Annotated in this window: 14 protein-coding genes and 1 pseudogene; 13 read left to right on the forward strand and 2 right to left on the reverse strand. The window is 40.3% G+C overall.

What is annotated here, in order from left to right; translation table 11 throughout:
* Nucleotides 1-114: 114 nt before the first annotated feature.
* From AUF14_RS18870 to AUF14_RS18885, 4 genes are all read left to right on the forward strand, one after another.
* On the forward strand, nt 115-1,923 hold the full coding sequence (locus tag AUF14_RS18870; protein ID WP_102866493.1) for a beta-glucoside-specific PTS transporter subunit IIABC: 1,809 nt from the start codon (nt 115-117) through the stop codon (nt 1,921-1,923).
* On the forward strand, nt 1,913-3,397 hold the full coding sequence (locus tag AUF14_RS18875; protein WP_070557917.1) for a glycoside hydrolase family 1 protein: 1,485 nt from the start codon (nt 1,913-1,915) through the stop codon (nt 3,395-3,397). The genes AUF14_RS18870 and AUF14_RS18875 overlap by 11 nt, the downstream gene beginning before the upstream one ends.
* A gap of 269 nt (nt 3,398-3,666) precedes the next feature.
* A complete protein-coding gene (locus AUF14_RS18880) occupies nt 3,667-5,103 on the forward strand; it encodes a cryptochrome/photolyase family protein (RefSeq protein WP_102866494.1) in 1,437 nt (478 codons plus the stop codon).
* 486 nt (nt 5,104-5,589) lie between these two features.
* Nucleotides 5,590-7,020: a DUF2142 domain-containing protein gene (locus tag AUF14_RS18885; RefSeq protein WP_016178617.1), complete on the forward strand. Its 1,431-nt coding sequence runs from the start codon at nt 5,590-5,592 to the stop codon at nt 7,018-7,020.
* Between the two features lie 136 nt (nt 7,021-7,156).
* Here AUF14_RS18885 and AUF14_RS18890 read toward each other — a convergent pair whose 3' ends face one another.
* On the reverse strand, nt 7,157-7,804 hold the full coding sequence (locus AUF14_RS18890) for a FusB/FusC family EF-G-binding protein (protein WP_016178616.1): 648 nt from the start codon (nt 7,802-7,804) through the stop codon (nt 7,157-7,159).
* Nucleotides 7,805-8,120: 316 nt separating this feature from the next.
* Here AUF14_RS18890 and AUF14_RS18895 point away from each other — a divergent pair, with 316 nt between their 5' ends.
* The 6 genes and pseudogenes from AUF14_RS18895 (at nt 8,121) to AUF14_RS18920 (ending at nt 11,959) form a co-directional block, all read left to right on the forward strand.
* Nucleotides 8,121-8,567, forward strand: a complete 447-nt coding sequence (locus tag AUF14_RS18895; RefSeq protein ID WP_016178615.1) for a MarR family winged helix-turn-helix transcriptional regulator — start codon at nt 8,121-8,123, stop codon at nt 8,565-8,567.
* 106 nt (nt 8,568-8,673) lie between these two features.
* Nucleotides 8,674-9,168 carry a GNAT family N-acetyltransferase gene (locus AUF14_RS18900; protein ID WP_016178614.1) on the forward strand — a complete coding sequence of 165 codons (495 nt, stop codon included), beginning with the start codon at nt 8,674-8,676 and terminating at the stop codon, nt 9,166-9,168.
* A 148-nt stretch (nt 9,169-9,316) separates the two neighbouring features.
* Nucleotides 9,317-9,499, forward strand: coding sequence for an oxidoreductase (locus AUF14_RS18905; protein WP_227656395.1), 183 nt, complete (start codon nt 9,317-9,319; stop codon nt 9,497-9,499).
* 71 nt (nt 9,500-9,570) lie between these two features.
* Nucleotides 9,571-10,874 (forward strand): annotated as a pseudogene (locus AUF14_RS18910) (IS91 family transposase).
* A complete protein-coding gene (locus AUF14_RS18915; protein ID WP_040005624.1) occupies nt 10,852-11,052 on the forward strand; it encodes a hypothetical protein in 201 nt (66 codons plus the stop codon). The pseudogene AUF14_RS18910 and the gene AUF14_RS18915 overlap by 23 nt, the downstream one beginning before the upstream one ends.
* A gap of 67 nt (nt 11,053-11,119) precedes the next feature.
* Nucleotides 11,120-11,959 (forward strand): NADH:flavin oxidoreductase, encoded by an 840-nt coding sequence (locus AUF14_RS18920; RefSeq protein ID WP_227656398.1) that lies wholly within the window; start codon nt 11,120-11,122, stop codon nt 11,957-11,959.
* A 120-nt stretch (nt 11,960-12,079) separates the two neighbouring features.
* Here the strand turns inward: AUF14_RS18920 and AUF14_RS18925 are convergent, their stop codons facing one another.
* The gene (locus AUF14_RS18925) at nt 12,080-12,667 is read right to left on the reverse strand and encodes a TetR/AcrR family transcriptional regulator (protein WP_016178612.1); all 588 of its coding nucleotides are present in this window, start codon (nt 12,665-12,667) and stop codon (nt 12,080-12,082) included.
* 116 nt (nt 12,668-12,783) lie between these two features.
* On the opposite strand from AUF14_RS18925, the gene AUF14_RS18930 reads away from it, so the two are divergent.
* The 3 genes from AUF14_RS18930 to AUF14_RS18940 all read left to right on the forward strand — a co-directional run bounded on the left by AUF14_RS18930 (nt 12,784) and on the right by AUF14_RS18940 (nt 18,407).
* A complete protein-coding gene (locus AUF14_RS18930) occupies nt 12,784-13,485 on the forward strand; it encodes an ABC transporter ATP-binding protein (protein WP_102866495.1) in 702 nt (233 codons plus the stop codon).
* Nucleotides 13,486-13,494: 9 nt separating this feature from the next.
* Nucleotides 13,495-16,290: an FtsX-like permease family protein gene (locus tag AUF14_RS18935; protein WP_016178610.1), complete on the forward strand. Its 2,796-nt coding sequence runs from the start codon at nt 13,495-13,497 to the stop codon at nt 16,288-16,290.
* A 179-nt stretch (nt 16,291-16,469) separates the two neighbouring features.
* Nucleotides 16,470-18,407 carry a heavy metal translocating P-type ATPase gene (locus AUF14_RS18940; protein WP_102866496.1) on the forward strand — a complete coding sequence of 646 codons (1,938 nt, stop codon included), beginning with the start codon at nt 16,470-16,472 and terminating at the stop codon, nt 18,405-18,407.
* Nucleotides 18,408-18,487: the final 80 nt, after the last annotated feature.

Raw genomic sequence — 18,487 nt, forward strand, 5'->3', positions numbered from 1 at the left:
CAACTGAACAGGTTAAAAATCGACTAGGATTATTTTTTTTCTGGTTAAGAACACGAAAGATGGTTACAGGAAAATTAGCGATAATAAGGTATATCATCGAAGGGAGCAATTATAATGAAGCACAAAAATCTTGCAGAAGTCATTATTCGTTGTGTTGGAGGAAAAGAGAACATTACCTCCGTCTCTCATTGTGTCACGCGACTGCGCTTTGTACTGAGGGATGAGTCTTTAGTAGACGAAGCAGCGTTGGAAAATGAGAGTGGGATTATCGGTCTTACGCGTTCCAGTGGTCAATTTCAGATAATTATCGGACCAGAAGTGGATCAGGTGTACAAAGAGGTACAGAAAATTTTAGGCGATTCGGTTAAGTTTGAGTCTCCAATTACAAGTAAGCAAGAAGGAAACAAGCTGGTGAATCTCGCGAAGCAGGGACTAGACACTATGATCAGCTGCTTTATTCCGGCTATTCCTGTGATCGCAGGTTCTGGGATGATCAAGGTATTGGCTGTGTTACTTAATTTTACTGGACTGATTGCGATTGATTCTTCAAGTTATATTGTCTTGAATATGATTGGAGATGCTGTTTTCTATTTCTTACCAGTAATTGTTAGTTACAATGCTGCTAAAAAAATGAATGTGGATGTCTTTCTGGCTCTGGCAATTGCCCTTATTATTTTACATCCGACGTTATTAACCTTAGGAGATGAAGGAACGAGTACCACATTTTTCGGAATCGGTGTGCAAATCATCAATTACAGTTCACAAGCCTTGCCAGCAATTTTCGGTGTTTGGCTATTGAAATACGTGGACAAATTCGCGGATAAGATTAGTCCTTCGATTGTTAAAGTTTTTCTGCGACCAATGATCTCATTACTGATCGTCGCACCGATCATGCTAATCATTATTGGACCTGCAACGACGGTGATTGGAGATGGCTTCTTCAAGTTAGTCAATATTATGAATCAATGGGGATGGGTTGCAGTTGGTTTGAATGCGGCATTATTCCCGATCATGGTATTGACAGGGACTCACAATGTTACGATTCCGTTATTAGTGCAAATGTTTGCGACTCAAGGGTTTGACGCAATTTTCTTGCCATCAGGATTAGCTGCGAATATTGCTGAAGCTGGTGCTGCTGGTGCGGTTGCTGTCAAAACGAAAAATAAAGCCTTAAAGGGAACCGCCATTTCCGCGACGATTTCCGCTTTATTGGGCATCACGGAGCCGGCACTTTATGGGGTCAATCTTCGCTTGAAACGCCCATTTATCGCCGTTTTATTAGGCTCATTATTAGGCGGCTGCTATATCGGATTTTTAGGGATAACGGCACCGACCTTTGTTACTCCAAGTCTATTAACGATTCCGATCTATGCCGGATCGATTTCTAACTTTATTTTAGGCTTAACCAGTATTCCGGTGACCTTCTTGATCACCTTCATCATTACGTATGTGATTGGTTTTGAGGATATTGCCGATAAGAGTCAAACAAATACCGTGGAATCTCCAGTAAAAGGAAAAATTGTTAAATTAGAGGAAGTCAATGATCAGGCGTTTTCATCAAAAATGATGGGAGAAGGCTTTGCCGTTATTCCGAATGAAGGGCGAGTAACCAGTCCTTTTGATGGCGAAGTTGTTTCTGTTTTCCCAACGAAGCACGCGATTGGCTTGAAGCGTTTAGATGGTTTGGAATTATTGATTCATGTAGGAATTGATACTGTTGAACTTAAGGGCGAGTATTTTGAAACGCTCGTGAAGCAAGGGGATTTTGTGAAAAAGGATCAACCATTGCTGACGTTTGACGCTAAAAAAATCAAAGAATTAGGCTTTGATACGACGACGATGGTTGTTGTGACAAATTCGAAGGAGTTTGAAGAAATTCACTTGAGAGACATGGACGGAGCTGAAGTATTGTATGTTAGATAATAAAATGCCAACTGATTTTTTATGGGGAGCTTCGACTGCCGCAAATCAGATTGAAGGTGCGTGGAATGAGGATGGAAAAGGCGTCAGTGTCATCGATACGATTGCTACAGATATGGATGAAGGGGTTCGTGTAGAAGTTGCATCCGCTTTTGAAGACGAATACTATTCTTCTCATAAAGCAGTGGATTTCTATCATCATTATCAAGAGGATATCAAATTAATGGGCGAAATGGGCTTAAAGGCGTATCGCATGTCGATCGCTTGGACGAGAATTTATCCAAACGGGATTGAAGAAGAGCCAAATGAAGCTGGATTACAATTTTACGATCGTATCTTTGAGGAATTATCAAAATATGATATCGAACCGATCGTGACGATTTCTCATTATGAATCTCCTTGGTATCTGGCGGAAAGAGGCGGCTGGACCAATCGTGAAATGATCGATCATTATTTGAAATATTGTCAGACGTTATTCGAACGCTATCATGAACAGGTCAGCTATTGGATCACCTTTAATGAAATCAATTGTACGTTAGTCAATTTTGGGATTCGGACAGCAGTGGGACTGAATGCCTCGATTCCTTCTGAGATCAACAACGACAATACGAGATATCAAGCGCTCCATCATCAATTCTTGGCTAGTGCGCAAGCCGTAAAAATGGCTCATGACATTGATCCAACCTTAAAAGTCGGCTGTATGATCGCTAGTATGGTGGGCTATCCTTTAACCAGTGATCCTCAGGATGTCTTTAGTACATTGCAATATGAACAAATGAAAAACATGTTTTGCAGCGATGTGATGATCCGAGGGTACTATCCAAGTTATTCCAAGCGTTATTTTGACGAGCATCACATTTCGTTTCACACAGAGCCTGGTGATCAACAAATATTAGCCGAAGGATGTGTTGATTTTTATTCCTGCAGCTATTATCAATCCCTTTGCGTAAGTGGTCAGGAAGAAGGGGAAGCATTAGGCAAGGATAAAGCCGCGGGAAATCTAATCTCAGGCTTTGGTGTGAAAAATCCTTATTTACAGGAAAGCGAATGGGGTTGGCAAATCGATGCCACGGGTTTGAGATATCTACTGAATACCGTTTATGATCGCTATCAAATTCCGATCATGATCGTTGAAAACGGTCTGGGAGCGAAGGACGAGCTGATCAACGGAAAAATCGATGATCAGTACCGCATTGATTATTTGCAGGCGCATGTTGAAGCGCTGATGGAGGCAATCAAGGATGGAGTGAACGTTATTGGCTACATGCCTTGGAGCGCGATCGATCTGGTCGCTTTATCGACAGGAAGTATTGAAAAAAGATACGGCTTTATCTATGTCGACGCAAACAATCAGGGAGAAGGCAGCTTCAAACGTTACCCGAAAGCATCTTATTATTGGTATAAACACGTGATTGAAAGTAATGGTCAAAGTATCTTGAAAAAATCTGTAACTGATGAGCGGGTGACTTCGTTTTAGTAATATTGACAGACATCTCCTAAATGTTGATTTCCTCGTGATGCACAACGGAATTAGAAAAGAATGGAAGTTCGGAATAGATGAGATGAAGCTATAAAAAATCGTGTAAGGATACGCTCTCGCAGTGAGTCCTTACACGTTTTTTTGATGAATAATCCGACTACTAAACGATGAATTAAAAGTATAGGATAAACCAATAACATGCGTTTTAGCGGAATCTATGTTAATTTCGAATAAAGGATCGTCATTTTATTAAGGAGGTTGATTCGATGCAAACGGTTATGTGGTTTCGTCGGGATTTGAGAATACAGGACAACAAAGCGCTTTATCATGCGTTTCAAGATTTAACTGATGAAGATGAGTTGATTTTATTATTTCAAGTTAATCCAGCGCAATTTCTAGAAGACAGTCACAATCATCACGCTTTCTTTGCAAGTCTGGCTTATTTTAAAGAAAAAATCGATGAGAAGGCGCAGCTACAAGTTCAATACGGAGAACCGATTGAATTGTTTAAACAACTAAAAAAAGCTTTGCCGGATTGGAATAAAATCTATTTCAATGAGGATACCACTGGATTTGGTGCTAAGCGAGATGATGAAGCAAAGAAATTTTTCCGACAAAACGCGATTGATTATTTTCGTTTTCAAGATCACTACCTTCATGGAGCAAATGAGATCAAAAATCAACAGGGGAAAGCCTACAAAGTATTTACTCCTTACTACAATCAATGGAAGGAACGCGTGAAGGAAACACCGCTTAAGGTTAATTTTCAGGCCGAAGCGGTTTATTCAAAGGCGCTATTTCCTGCTGACAAGGAAAAGTTTGAGGAGTTAGTTGCTAAATTGCCGAAGTTTAAAAATCTTGGCGAAGAGGCAGCGCAGCGTCAACTAAAGAAATTTGTCAAAAATTCAGTGGAAAATTATGAGAAGGCTCGTGATATCCCGAGCTTAGATCAAACCAGTCATTTGTCTCAGTATTTGCGAACAGGAGAACTCTCGATTCGAACGGTTTGGCAGGCATTACAGGAGGAAGAGGTCTCTCAAGGACGTAATACCTTTCAAAGAGAATTGTGCTGGCGGGATTTCTACAATATGATCTTTACGAAACATCCTCGTCAACAAAATGAACCGATCCAAGCACAATTTCGCTTCATTCAATGGGAAAACGATAAAGAAAAGTTCAAAAAGTGGCAGGAAGGCAAAACTGGCTTTCCGATCGTTGATGCAGCAATGCGTCAGCTGAACGAAACAGGGTGGATGCACAATTGTCTGCGGATGATCACCGCTTCTTTTTTGACGAAGGATCTGCTGATTGATTGGCGCTGGGGTGAGCAGTATTTCCAGCAGCAATTGATCGATTATGATCCTGCCAGCAATATCGGTGGCTGGCAGTGGGCTGCTTCAACTGGAACCGATGCTGTACCGTATTTCCGCGTGTTCAACCCTGCGACGCAATCACAAAAATTCGATAAAGAAGGCAAATTTATCAAGAAATATGTGAAGGAATTGAAAAATGTTCCCGAAAAGCTGATTCATCAACCAGAGAAAATGACGCAGGCAGAGCAAGAAGAATATGGGGTGATTTTGGATAAAGACTATCCAAGACCAATTGTGGATCATAAGGAACGACGAAAACGCGCAATTTCTGTGTATGAGGCCAGTAAAGAATACGCAAGAGAAGTAGAGGCGTATCAAGATGAGAAATAAAGCACAGTTTAGCTTTTTCTTTCTTTATAGTTGCATAATCAACCTTCTATTTTTAAGTAAATAAAAATAATGCTGGAATACAGTGCTGGTGAAGGAAATCAAATCAAGTTTTTTTATAGAAATTGAAGCAAGAAATAATAGTTGGATACGATCTATTTTCATAATAAAACCCGTAACGAAGCTACTATCGTTACGGGTTTTATAATTAGTGAGTCGCAAATTCAGAGAACTTTTTGCTATCAAATTCTGTTAATTTTCAATTTGAACGGATACCATGCAACAGAAGAAAAGGTACATTTGTCCTAAGGTGAAGATACTGATGATGGAAATGCGAGTTTCAGATAATGAAGAACAATAGCGATCTGATGTAAAAAGAAAGGTTAATTATCTGTTTTTGTGTAGACTAATGATGCTAGATAATAAAAAGCTTTTTTTGAATTTTACGTAAGAGTATAATTATAAATGATCTTATTGGAGGGAGTGAGGATGATCGAAAAAATAAAGGATGGCGGAGCTGGGTTATTACACGCAATCAAGAAAATTACATTTCCCAATCGTTTGTTTTTAGTCTTAGCGATCGTTTTTGGCTTATTAATGATCAATACCGTACCGCCGATCCAGGCACCGGATGAGATTGGGCATTTCATTAAAGCCTATGCGTTTTCGGAATTCAAGGTCAAACCAATGACCTATAACAAAAAGTTGAAGAAAACAGACAATACATGGGGAAACTATGGGTTCGAGGTTCCGTACGAAATGAAAAGTATGAATTCTTACGCTGTTGATAAGAATGGAAAGAATACGGAATACCCTTACCAATACAAAGTAGATGAGAAACATATTAAGGCCGGTGAAAAAGCCTTTATTGGTACTGGTGGTATCACGAATTACTTCTTTGTGAACTATCTTCCTCAGATATTCGGAATCAAGGTTGGCAAGTTGATGGGGAAACCAGTGATTTGGCAGTATTACGCCGCCAGGTATTTGAATCTGATTTTTTATGTATTGATCCTCTTTTTCGCTATCAAGCGATTTCCATACTCTAAAATGGGTGCCGCGATACTCGCGTTGAATCCGATGGCGCTCTTTTTAGCAACCTCGGTCTCGGGAGATGCAATGATCATTGCAATAAGCTTCTTCTTCATTGCTTGGATTACCAGCTTGATTGGTAAGGAGTCGATCAGTAATCGCAAGCTTGCTCTCAGTGCTGTCTTGATGGTTTTCTTAGTGTTGCTGAAGCCGACTCTGATTGTCTTGGGCATGTTGTTTTTCTTGATACCTAATAAAACGTTTAGCATCCAGCGTAAAGTGATTTGGGGTGTAGGTATTTTTGTATCCTGCATCCTATGTTATGTACTATGGAATAAACTGATGATTGATCAGCAGCTGCTTTATCGTGATTTTGCCAATCCCAGTAAGCAGGTGGCATTGTTCTTGAAGGAACCAGGAATCTTTTTTGAAAATTTTCGAGATAACTATCTCTTTGGCACAAAAGGAGACAATATCGTCTATTCCTTTGCCGGAAAATTTGGTTTGCTCGATGCACCGTTAGGATTACACTGGCTCGTTTTGTATTTTATGACCTTCATTGGAGCTTGCTTTGTTCAAGAAAAGGACTATCAGTCATTGATTCCTTATCAAAGAATCGTTGTCGCGGTGATGCTGCTCCTGTATACGGTCTTGACCTTCTTTGCTCTGTATCAAATTTGGAACAAGGTCGGGCGTACCGCGTCGATTGAAGGATTGCAAGGACGCTACTTTATCCCGGCCAGCTTGTTGATTGTGCCACTGTTTTCCAGCAAAGAAAAAATCCTCAACATAAAAAATAGCAGGGTAAATATTGTCGTTTCAATTTGTATGGTTACTGTGTTGATCGCGACATTAATAACATTGTCAAATCGGTACCCTGTTGGCTAATTTAAAATCAAGTTTAGTTTATGAACAAAAAAGTCGAACGCCACTTCCTATCAACTGATAGAAAGATGGCCGTTCGACTTTCATTTTGTAAAGTATTTCTCAAAAAAGCTTTCTGTTTGTAAAGTTTTTACAGATTTTACTTCGTAACTGTGTCCCAAAAGCGCTCTAAGGTTGCTAATTGTGTCAGCTGGCGATTGCATTGATCGCTATCGGTACAAATATAGTTGCCTTTTTTGGTATACGTACCATCTCCAGCAGATTTGGTGGTTGCCAAAAAGAAGGCGACGGTACTGATTTGATTACAAATTGCACAATGGCCTTTTTGCACATCGGTACTAAAGCTGCCATAGGCACCGACAAAACGTCCGTCGATTTTACGAAGCAAGTATTTGCGATTGGTACCGCTGTCGTTCCAGCCCAAATAGCTTAGGTCGCGAAAATCTTTTGTTTCCAGTTCGGGATACTGCATTTTTTTGACTTTGCGGAAGCTTTTCTCGATCTGCTTTGTCGAAGGGACGTCCATCGGAGTGACGAAACGTTTCATTTCTTCAAATAGCTTTTCAAATTTATCCCGCGTGAGTCCGGTATCAAGAAATTGTTCCCAATATGCGGCTAGTAAAGGATCGCGACCAAAAAATTCTTCGGTCCTTCCTTGGATCAATGTCTGTAAAGTGACGATTGTTTGCTTGTCGTTCACTGAATGGTAGGCACTGACAAGTTCGCTGACCTGCTGCTTGCAATACCAATATTCATAAGGGGCTAAAACGTTATTTTCTGTATTCATAATTGATTTTCCTCATTTCTCTCTTTGAGGAAAATTGCTTTTCCGTCAAAGAACTAATCGTTTAATAAGTAGGATAGTTCTTTGAGCGTACGATACAAGATGAATGGGTCATCATGATCTCCTCCTAATGTTGCATGTTACGTACATCCGATAGAATAAATCATTCTTCGCGTTTCTACAAGTCTTTTCTTCTAATTATTCGCTAACTTAAGAGATTTATTCTTTGTGCGCTTAAAATAGTTGATAAAGTAAACTAAAACGCTTATACTTTATTTAGTTGCCAAAGTAAACTAATTTAGGGAGGGAGTGTAAGCGCTTGGATACCCGCGATGTCAGAGAGTTTAATCGATACTATACAAGAATTTTAGGTGTCTTTGATCAAAAAGTCTTTGATTTGGATTATTCGATGATCGAGATGCGTATTCTAGGAGAGATTGGTCGTCATCCCAACATTACCGCAAATCAACTGACAAAATGTTTAAATATCAAAAAGAGTTATTTAAGTCGGAAATTGAGCAAGTTGGAACGAGAGGGCTATATTTCTAAAAAGAAAAATCCTAATGATAGTCGAAGCATGCAGCTTTTTCTCAGTGAAAAGGGTTTGGAATTGAACAAGTATGTAGAAGAACAATCGGATCGAAAAGTACTAGAGCTGTTAGAGCCCTTAGACGCAGCGGACTATCAAGAGTTGGTCACCGCCATGCAAACGATCGAGAAGATCTTGTATCAGGTCGTACCCAACGAGCAGGAAAATAGTTTGTAAAGTAAAAGACGTTTATTCTTTATGAAAGTAAAGTTTTTTCGATAATTTATTTACGATTGAAAAGTATCAAGAAAAAAAGTGAAACATTTATCAAGGAGTGTGTGGAATGAACGAAGTAAAGATTGTCCCATTTGAAGAAAAATATACACAGCAAGTCGTTGATTTGATTCTGCCAATTCAACGAGAGGAATTCAATATTGACATTAGTATTGAAGATCAGCCGGATCTTTTGAGCATCAAAGAAGACTATATCGATACAGGCGGAAATTTCTGGGTGGCACTTTCTGATGAACACGTTATTGGAACGATTGCTCTAGTAAAGCTGGAAAATCACTGCGGAGCCATCAAAAAAATGTTTGCGGCAAAGGAATTTCGTGGCGAAAAGCAAGTAGGAAAGAAATTGTTGGATACACTGGTCGCTTACTGTAAGCATCAAGGGTATACCCGTTTGTATTTGGGAACCGTTGACGTGCTGAAAGCAGCTCAGAAATTTTACAAGAAGCATGAATTTCAGTTGATTGATAAATCAGAGATGCCAAAGGATTATCATTTGATGGATGTTGATACGGTCTTCTTTATGCGGGATTTGACGAAGGAATAAAGAAAATTCTCTTAACCAATTTTAGGGATATGGTTAGGAGATTTTTTTAGACCGAAATTTTTACAACCTCTATTATGTCCTCAATCTAACTGATAAACTGAGGATATAAGTCACTCGGAATTTTCGAAGAATCAGAGGAGGGTAAAAGATGAGTTTATTGGGAACACCGATCAAAATTGGCTATTTAGATGTAGCGAATCGGCTGGTCATGCCGCCGATGGCAACGGAAAAAGCGCAGGGAGACGGAGAAGTGACTCAGGCACTTTGCGACTATTACGCGGAAAAATCCGCAGGCGGTTTTATTGACATTAAAGGAAGTATAACATTTTAAGCGGTCAAAGGATTGATACATCAATCTTTTGACCGCTTTTCATCTGGTCTTTTTCCTATTAAACTGGAGATATGAAACCCAATATTTTACACGCCATTTTCTTTGATGAATATCAAAACTGGGAGAAATTCAATCAAAGGTACACAAGAAGGATTCGATCCGTTGTGAAAAGAGAAGTGAAGAAGTTTCGCGATTGTGGTGACCTTAAAAAAGGTTATCGTCTATTTGTCTGTGAAGGATGCCATGATGTAAAGAAAGTGGCTTTTCGTTGTAAAGGGAAATTTTGTCCAACTTGTGCAACTGGGGAAAGTCAACGGTGGGCAGAGGTTGCGGCGAATGATCTGTTTACAGTGACGCATCGACACGTCATCTTCACGATCGATGAAGGTTTACGTGAGATTTTTCTGAAGGAGAAGTATCGTAAGGAGCTTTTAAAAGGATTAATGGATGAAGCTGCACGGATACTATTAGATTTTTTAGAAAGCACCATATACAAGCTGGGGTTGTGGCAACACTCCACACCTTCGGTTCTCAGCTAGAATACAATCCGCATGTTCATTTAGTCGTCACCATGGGTGGACTGACGAAGGATGGAAAATGGAAGGACTATGACTATTTTCCGTTCGCAATGTTGAGGAAATATTGGCAGAATGCGGTCCTAAAGCTCATTCGAAGAACCTTATCCCAATGGGATAAGGCACGAGTCCAGCCGCTTTTACAAGCGGCGTACACGAAAAATGCAGAGGGTTTTTACGTGCATGCACCCAAAAGGAGCCGAACTTCTCTCAAAAAGATATTAGAATATATCAGTCGTTATATGAAACGTGGTCCCATTGCTTTAAATCGTATCCTTTTGTACGATGGGAAAATAGTGATGTTTCAGTATCATGATAAACGAACTAACACGGATAAGATAAAGACGATGTCGGCAGAGGAATTTATTGGTGCACTGATTCGTCATATTCCAGAGAACCAGTTCAAAACAATTCGTAGATACGGCATTTATAGTCGGCGGATCAAGACAATCATGAAAAAAGTATTAAGTAATTACCAGAAAGAGATTCAACGAATGCTTGTGAATGTGAAGAAAGCACTTAAACCAAAATCATGGTGTGAACGAATAGCCGAAGAATTCGGAGTAAATCCATTGGAATGTACTAGATGTGGCGAATATTATGAATTTAGTGGAGTTAGTGTGTCTAAAAATGGACGACTTGTAGTGAAATATGCGAAGAATAAAGAATCGGAACGATTCATGCGAGAGGAGAATAAAAAAATTGGGGAAGAAGCATCGAAACGTAAGTATGAAAAAGAAAAAGAAGCAGCTTTTAAAAAACTTCGATTCCAATGGAGTGGTTCATTACATTTGTCTTGAATGTGGGATAAAGGAAAAAATTCCAAAGGAAGTAGTTCAATTTTTGGATGCAGGAGATGTTGCATTTGATCCTGAGAACGCTCCGCAATTTGATTGCGAAAAATGTGGTGGAGAGATGTATCCAGAATACTATAAGAACGTACTTGGATACGAATTTAGAATCAGTGATCGACAATAAAATGATTTATCTAAACAAAAAGTCCTCAGGAGCGGTTTTCTCCTGAGGTTTTCTTAGCTTAATTATTTTGGAGCACAGTTATATCAGTCAAGAAGGAAAAGCCAGTAAAGGACAATTATCAATGGCGAAGGATAGTGATATTGCTGGTTTAGAAAAATTAGTGAAGACGATCCATCAAAATCGCAGCAAAGTCTTTGCGCAAATCAACCATGCCGGTGCCCGAGGAAAAAAAGAAATTATTGGCGGATTGCCAAAAAGTGCCAGTGCGATTGAACACCCAAAATTTGCTAAAAATAAGGCCTTGCCGATTGAAATGACCGCAGCAGACATTCAAAAGGTTATTGCTGATTTTGCGGCAGCAGCTGTAAGAGCGAAAAAAGCCGGTTTCGATGGAGTAGAAATCCATGCTGCTCATGCCTATTTATTGACTCAATTTTATTCTCCATTGACCAATAAACACGTAGATCAATATAGCGGATATTCGATCGAAGGAAGAATCCGACTTCATTTAGAAATCATTGAAGCTGTTCGTCAAGCGGTCGGTCCAGATTATCCACTTGCCCTTCGACTGGGTGCCAGTGATCACGCGCCTGGAGGAACTACGATTGAAGATAGTATCGTTGCAGCGGCAGCATTTGAGCAGGCGGGCATTGATTTATTGGATATTTCAGGAGGACTCAGTTCATACATCAATCCGAATAGCTCAGAGCAAGGTTATTTTAGTGATTTGACCGCGGCCCTCAAGCAAAAGGTGACGATCCCAGTTCTTTTAACAGGTGGAATTCTTGACGCAGAAGTTGCTGAAGAACTACTAGGTGAAGAAAAAGCCGATATGATTGGTGTTGGACGAGCAATATTGAAGGATTCAGAGTGGGCAAAGCAGGCGATGTTGACGCTGGAAAATTAGACTGATCAGTGACGAAAAAAATGATACTCGTAAAGTTTTTTTGAAAAATACTTTACAAATGAAAAGAAAACGACCTTTTTACTATCAAAATGGATAGTCAAAGGGTCGTTTAACTTTTTTCTAAATCAATAATTCGTATGGGGATATCTGTCTGGCCTTAAAAACCATGGTGGCAATATCTTCGGGGGATTCTGTCCCGCCCTTTTTGATCCATAATAAAATAATCGCTACGATGCTTGATAGAAGAATCTCCAAGGCATAATCCTCTGGAAGATTTTCTTTTTTAAATTCTAATTCTGTGGATTGACTGATTTTCGATTCAATCAATTCGGATAAAATGCCTTTGATCATCGCGACAAATTGTGGATCGCCGCCTGGTCCTGCCAGAGCACTGATAAAATCAAAATCCTGTTTGACGTAAATCAAAGCTTCCAAAATCAAAGGGTAAGGAATCAGCTCCAATGGGTCATTGACATCTCCAACATTTGGCCGCAGTAAAATAGCCTTTAAATCATTGATTGTTTCCATCTCTAATTTATCCATCAAATCATACTTATCAATATAGTGTGTGTAAAAGGTTCCCCGATTGATCCCAGCTTCGCGAGCAATCTCCATCACTGTCAGTCCTTCAAATCCCTTTTCATGTATCAATCGAGTGAAGGCACGTTTAATTTCTTGTTTACTCGCAGTTTTTCTTTTATTTCCCATCGTTATCCTCCTAATTGAACAGAACTGGACAAAGTGTTTATTGCATTGTTTATTTATTAATTCTATACTAATTTCATTATTTAATCAACACGTTGTTCAATTAAGGAGGAAATTTTATGAGTTACATCGAAATGGTCCACAATTACAAAAGCTATCAAACAGGTGAAACGGAGATCTTGGCAAACAAAAACGTCAATTTTAAAGTAGAAAAGGGGGAACTAGCCATCGTATTAGGCCCTTCTGGCGCTGGAAAATCGACAGTCTTGAATATCCTTGGAGGAATAGATAAAAATACCAAAGGGCAAGTAATCATTGATGGCAATAATATCGCGGATTATACAGCTAAGCAGCTTACCGAATATCGGCGAGAAAGCGTCGGATTTGTCTTCCAATTTTATAATTTGGTTCCCAATTTGACAGCGAAAGAAAATGTTGAGCTTGCTTCTGAGATCGTCGAAGAGGCTACCGATCCTGAACAGGTTTTGGAAGAGGTGGGCTTGAAGAATCGGATGAATAATTTTCCTGCCCAATTATCAGGCGGGGAACAACAGCGGGTCGCGATTGCTCGAGCGGTCGCGAAAAATCCAAAAATATTGCTATGTGATGAGCCAACAGGGGCATTAGATTACCAAACAGGGAAGCAGGTTCTGCAAATTTTGCAGGACATGAGCCGAGAAAAAGGCTCAACGGTAATCATCGTGACACATAATGCAGCGCTGGCGCCCATCGCTGACCGGGTGATTCGTATGCACGATGCTCAGGTAAAGGAAATTATGGTAAATCAAAATCCTAAGAAAATTTCAGAGATTGAATGGTAGGTGGAAACGATGAGGAAAAAGAAAACGTTATGGAAAGATATTTTCCGTTCATTTAGATATTCGAAGGGCCGATTCGTTTCAATTTTACTATTGATGATGATCAGTTCCTTTGCTCTAGTAGGTTTAAAGGTAACTGGACCAGATATGCGGGAAACGGGGAAAAACTATTTTTCTGAGTTGAACATGGCGGATGTCTCGGTGATCGGCAGCTATGGGATCGATGACTCTGACCGCGAGGCAATAGAAAAAACTGATGGCGTACGTCAAATTGAGTATGGCTATTTGAAGGATGTCACCAAGAAAGATACGACCGAGAGCTTTCGGCTTTTTTCTAAGACGAAGGACATTTCTACTTATCAAATAGAGAAAGGGCGAATGCCAAAAAAAGACACGGAGATTGCATTGGATGCGAAATGTGCAGATAACTACAAGCTAGGGGACACGATCAGCTTTACTGAAAAAGCCGATATCACAAATTCCAGGATCTTGAAAAAGAATTCTTTCAAAATCGTCGGCTTTGTCAACACCTCCGAGGTCGTATCATCCCTCAATCGCGGTCAGTCGACGGCTGGTACTGGTGAATTAAAAAGCTTTGGTGTGGTGAACGCCTCAAACTTTGATTCGCCGTATTATATGATCGCTCGCATGACCTTTAAGGATACGAAAAATCTAGATCCCTATTCGGACAACTATACAAAGAAGGTCCAAAAGCACAAAGACGATTTAAATGAGCAATTGGAGGAGCAACCGGAAAAACGGTTAACGGCGATTAAAGCGGACTATCAAACGAAAATGAATGATGCAAAAAGACAAATGAACAATGCCCGCGTACAGTTATCGGATGGCCAACAGCAACTAGATGCGGGAAAAGAACAGCTGACTGCTGCCCGCCAAGAGCTAGAACTGAAAAAGCAGCAAATGGGTGGGTCGGAAAATGTTCCTGAACAACTTAAAACACAATTAGCTGCTAGTGAACAGGAATTGGCACAAAAAGAAGCCGAGTATCAAACACAGCTGAATCAGTTTGAAGCAAAGAAAAATGATGTGCAGAAGAAGTTGAACACAAGTGAAAGCCAGCTTTCAGAAGCACAAACGACGGTAGACCAATTAAAAAAACCAGTGTATTCAGTCAACAATCGTCGGGAATTACCCGGCTCCGAAGGGTACAGAATCTATAACAGTATTTCGTCGATTGTGGATGCTTTGGCAAATGTTTTTCCGGTTTTCCTATTTCTAGTAGCTGCCCTCGTGACGTTTACCACCATGGGCCGCTTTGTGGATGAGGAGCGGAAAAATTCTGGAGCGCTGAAAGCTTTAGGCTATACTGATAGAGATATTTACAAGAAATTTGTGGTTTATGGGTTGAGCTCCAGTATGATCGGATCGATCATCGGAATTGTATTAGGCCACACTTTGCTGCCGATGATTGTCTATAGCACCTATCAAGATGGCTTCATCCTGCCTGAACTAACGCTGAAGTTTCACTGGGGGATCTCAGTATTGGCATGTGTTCTAGCCTTTATCAGCGCGGTGATCCCTGCACTGATCTCAGCGAAAAAGGAATTGCGCGAACGACCAGCGGATCTGCTGCTGCCTAAAGCCCCTGCAGAAGGTTCAAGAATTTTATTGGAAAGAATTCCTTTTATTTGGAATCACCTAAGCTTTACCCATAAAGTAACGGCTCGAAATCTTTTCCGTTATAAAAAACGGATGCTGATGACGATTTTCGGGGTTGCTGGGTCGGTCACTTTATTATTTGCCGGTTTTAGTGTGCAGCACTCGATTGAAGGAATCAATGAACGGCAATTTGGCGAGCTGATCCGCTATGATATGATCGTGGCTGAATCAGACACGCTGACACCTGACAAAAAGGACGAAATTAAGCAGCAGCTATCGGATCCTGCGATACAGGAATATGCGCCTGTTCATTATGAAACCATGACAAAAGCTGCTGGAGCGAATCACGACAATCAAGAAATCAAATTGATCGTACCAGAGAAAACACAAAATTTTGACGACTACATTCATTTAAATGAACGAAAAACTAAAAAAACGTTGCACCTGAATGATGATGGCGTGATCATTACTGAACGATTGGCGAATTTGTTGAATGTGGAGGTTGGCGATCAGATCAAGGTCAAGGATGCAGAAAATCAAAACCGAACGATGAAGGTGGACGGAATCACTGAAATGTATATGGGTCATTTTATGTTTATGAACAAAACGGAGTATCAGTCTGTCTTTAAGGAGGATTTCCAATCCAATGCTTCATTGGTCAATCTAAAGAACCCGTCCAAAGCGAATACCAAAAAACAAGCGGCGAAATTTATTAATCTGGCAGGAGTCGCCGGTGTCGTTCAAAATACGACGATGACTAGTCAAATTGATATGATTGTTACATCGCTGAATAAAATCATGGAGGTCCTTGTCTTTATTGCTGTGCTGCTAGCGGTCGTGATCCTGTATAATTTAACGAACATCAATGTATCTGAACGAATTCGTGAGCTTTCTACTATTAAGGTATTGGGATTTTATGACAAAGAGGTCACACTGTACATTTATCGTGAAACAATCTTGCTGACGGCAATCGGGATCGTCGTTGGTTTCGGGTTAGGTGAATGGCTGCACCAGTTTATTCTTACCTCGGTTCCACCAAATGATGCGATGTTTAATCCAGCGTTGTCCAGTATCAGCTTTATTGTACCGACAGTAATCATTGTTATCGTGACGACCATTCTTGGATTTATCATCAATCACCGTTTGAAAAATGTTGATATGTTAGAGGCCTTGAAATCGGTGGATTAAATGAATTTTTTCTTCATGATAGAGAACACTTTATTGGAAGTAATTCTGATAAAGTGTTCTTTTTTTTGTGAAAAGGACTAGCTAGTCACTTGATATATGAATATGTATTCATATATACTTAATTCAAACACATGAATTGACATTCATATGAATAACAATGATGATAAGAGGAGAATACTATGGAAAAAAGGAGCGTACCACTTCATGATCTAGATAATGCCCACAGCCATGAACATGTCCACAATCATGGAGGGAAACTCACGATCATCCTGTTTTTTGTCGGGTTTGCGGCATTTTTAGCGGGCTTTATTTTGGAGGGAAGCAGCAGTTTTTATTCGAGTATGGCATTTATTCTCTCTGTTGTTACCGCGGGATACCATATTATCCTTGAAGGTGTCGGCGATACCATTAGAAATTCACACAGTGCCAAAAAATTTCAGCCAAATGTTCATTTTTTAATGGCCTTAGCAGCTGCTGGGGCGATCGTGATTGGTAAATACGAGGAAGCGGCCATGCTGATCGTGATTTTTGCGGCAGCGCATTTCTTGGAGGATTACGTAGATGGAAAAAGCAAACGAGAAATCACTCACTTATTGAATCTAAATCCGACAGAAGCCAGAATTGTTTATCCTGATGGCAGTACCCAAATAGTTCCAGTGGATGTGGTAAAAACTGGTGATACATTGCAGGTTCTTAATGGAGCGCAGGTGCCAACCGATGGGGTGATTTTAAGCGGAAACACTGCGATTGACGAATCCTCCATCAATGGCGAAAGTATTCCCAAAGAGAAGACGTTCGGGGATGAGGTTTATGGGGGTACGATCAACGGTTCCGGCACTTTCACCATGAAAGTTACAAAAGATAGTTCGGAAACGGTCTTTTCAAAAATCTTGCAACTGGTGAGGCAATCGCAAGAAAGTTTAACCAAGACAGCCACGCTGATTCAACGCTTGGAACCTAAGTATGTGACGATCGTCTTAGCCTTGTTTCCATTCGTGTTACTTGCCGGGCCGTATATTTTCGGCTGGAGCTGGGAAGTCAGTTTGTATCGCAGTATGGTTTATTTGATTTCTGTTTCACCCTGCGCGCTTACTGCAAGTGCTGTCTCAACGACTTTAGCGACGATTTCCAATTTATCTAAAAAAGGTGTGTTGGTAAAAGGCGGTGCGTATCTCTCAAAATTACAAGGCCTAAAAGCCATTTCTTTTGATAAAACTGGAACACTGACAAATGGCAAGCCGGTAGTGACGGATTTTGTTTTTGAACAGGGGCTGGATCAAAATGAACTTATTGATATCCTAGTGGCTATGGAAAAACAATCGAACCATCCATTAGCCACAGCGATCATCACTAGTTTTCCCGAAACGAGGGCGCTTCAGCTTGACGTAGCAAATCAAGTCGGACGTGGCTTATCGACGAATTATGTAGGCAACAGCTATCGTATCGGAAAACCTGTCTCCTTTGAAAAAGTTTCCTTTATTTATAAAGAAAAGGAAAAGCAATTTTCTGCAGAGGGAAAAACGGTGGTATTCTTTGGGAAAAATGAGACAGTAATTGGCTTGATTGCATTGATGGATGTACTGATTCAAGACGCAAAGGCAGCGATAAGCTATTTCAAAGAAGCGGGTCTTCATACGACCATGATCACAGGCGATGCAAAGCTAACCGGTGAAACAGTCGGAAAACAAATCGGTGTCGATGAGGTCATTGCCAACGTGATGCCGGAAGACAAAGCGAAGATTGTTAAAGAACAACAGGAAGAATATGGTTCAACTGCTATGCTGGGCGATGGAATCAATGATGCACCTGCACTTGTTACTGCGGATGTTGGTATCGCAATGGGCGAAGGAACAGGTGTCGAGATAGATGTGGCCGATCTCGTGCTAATGAAAAATGATTTATCTAAACTGGCTTATGCACATCAATTAAGTAAGAAAATGGACAAAATTACGTGGCAAAATATCGCCTTTTCAATAGTTGTTGTGTTAACGTTAGTCACATTGAACCTTCTTGGCAAGATGGACATTACCATCGGTGTGATCTTGCATGAAGGGAGTACGATCTTGGTTATTCTAAATGCGTTGAGAATGTTGAAGACACCGAAGACGTATTTGTAGAGTAAGATTTTATGGGAAATAAAAGCAGATGGTGAAGATGGAGCAAGGGATTAATTAAAATTGGAAAATCCAACCATTTG

Origin of the sequence: Enterococcus avium (genome assembly GCF_002891025.1) — a bacterium.
Lineage (GTDB): Bacteria > Bacillota > Bacilli > Lactobacillales > Enterococcaceae > Enterococcus_A > Enterococcus_A avium.

Bases quoted from the DNA above. Each gene is read 5' to 3' on its own strand.
- AUF14_RS18880 (WP_102866494.1), top strand. From the start codon at position 3,667: ATGCAAACGGTTATGTGGTTTCGTCGGGATTTGAGAATACAGGACAAC.
- AUF14_RS18940 (WP_102866496.1), top strand. From the start codon at position 16,470: ATGGAAAAAAGGAGCGTACCACTTCATGATCTAGATAATGCCCACAGC.
- AUF14_RS18890 (WP_016178616.1), bottom strand. From the start codon at position 7,804: ATGAATACAGAAAATAACGTTTTAGCCCCTTATGAATATTGGTATTGC.
- AUF14_RS18885 (WP_016178617.1), top strand. From the start codon at position 5,590: ATGATCGAAAAAATAAAGGATGGCGGAGCTGGGTTATTACACGCAATC.
- AUF14_RS18925 (WP_016178612.1), bottom strand. From the start codon at position 12,667: ATGGGAAATAAAAGAAAAACTGCGAGTAAACAAGAAATTAAACGTGCC.
- AUF14_RS18875 (WP_070557917.1), top strand. From the start codon at position 1,913: ATGTTAGATAATAAAATGCCAACTGATTTTTTATGGGGAGCTTCGACT.
- AUF14_RS18900 (WP_016178614.1), top strand. From the start codon at position 8,674: ATGAACGAAGTAAAGATTGTCCCATTTGAAGAAAAATATACACAGCAA.
- AUF14_RS18905 (WP_227656395.1), top strand. From the start codon at position 9,317: ATGAGTTTATTGGGAACACCGATCAAAATTGGCTATTTAGATGTAGCG.
- AUF14_RS18870 (WP_102866493.1), top strand. From the start codon at position 115: ATGAAGCACAAAAATCTTGCAGAAGTCATTATTCGTTGTGTTGGAGGA.
- AUF14_RS18935 (WP_016178610.1), top strand. From the start codon at position 13,495: ATGAGGAAAAAGAAAACGTTATGGAAAGATATTTTCCGTTCATTTAGA.
- AUF14_RS18930 (WP_102866495.1), top strand. From the start codon at position 12,784: ATGAGTTACATCGAAATGGTCCACAATTACAAAAGCTATCAAACAGGT.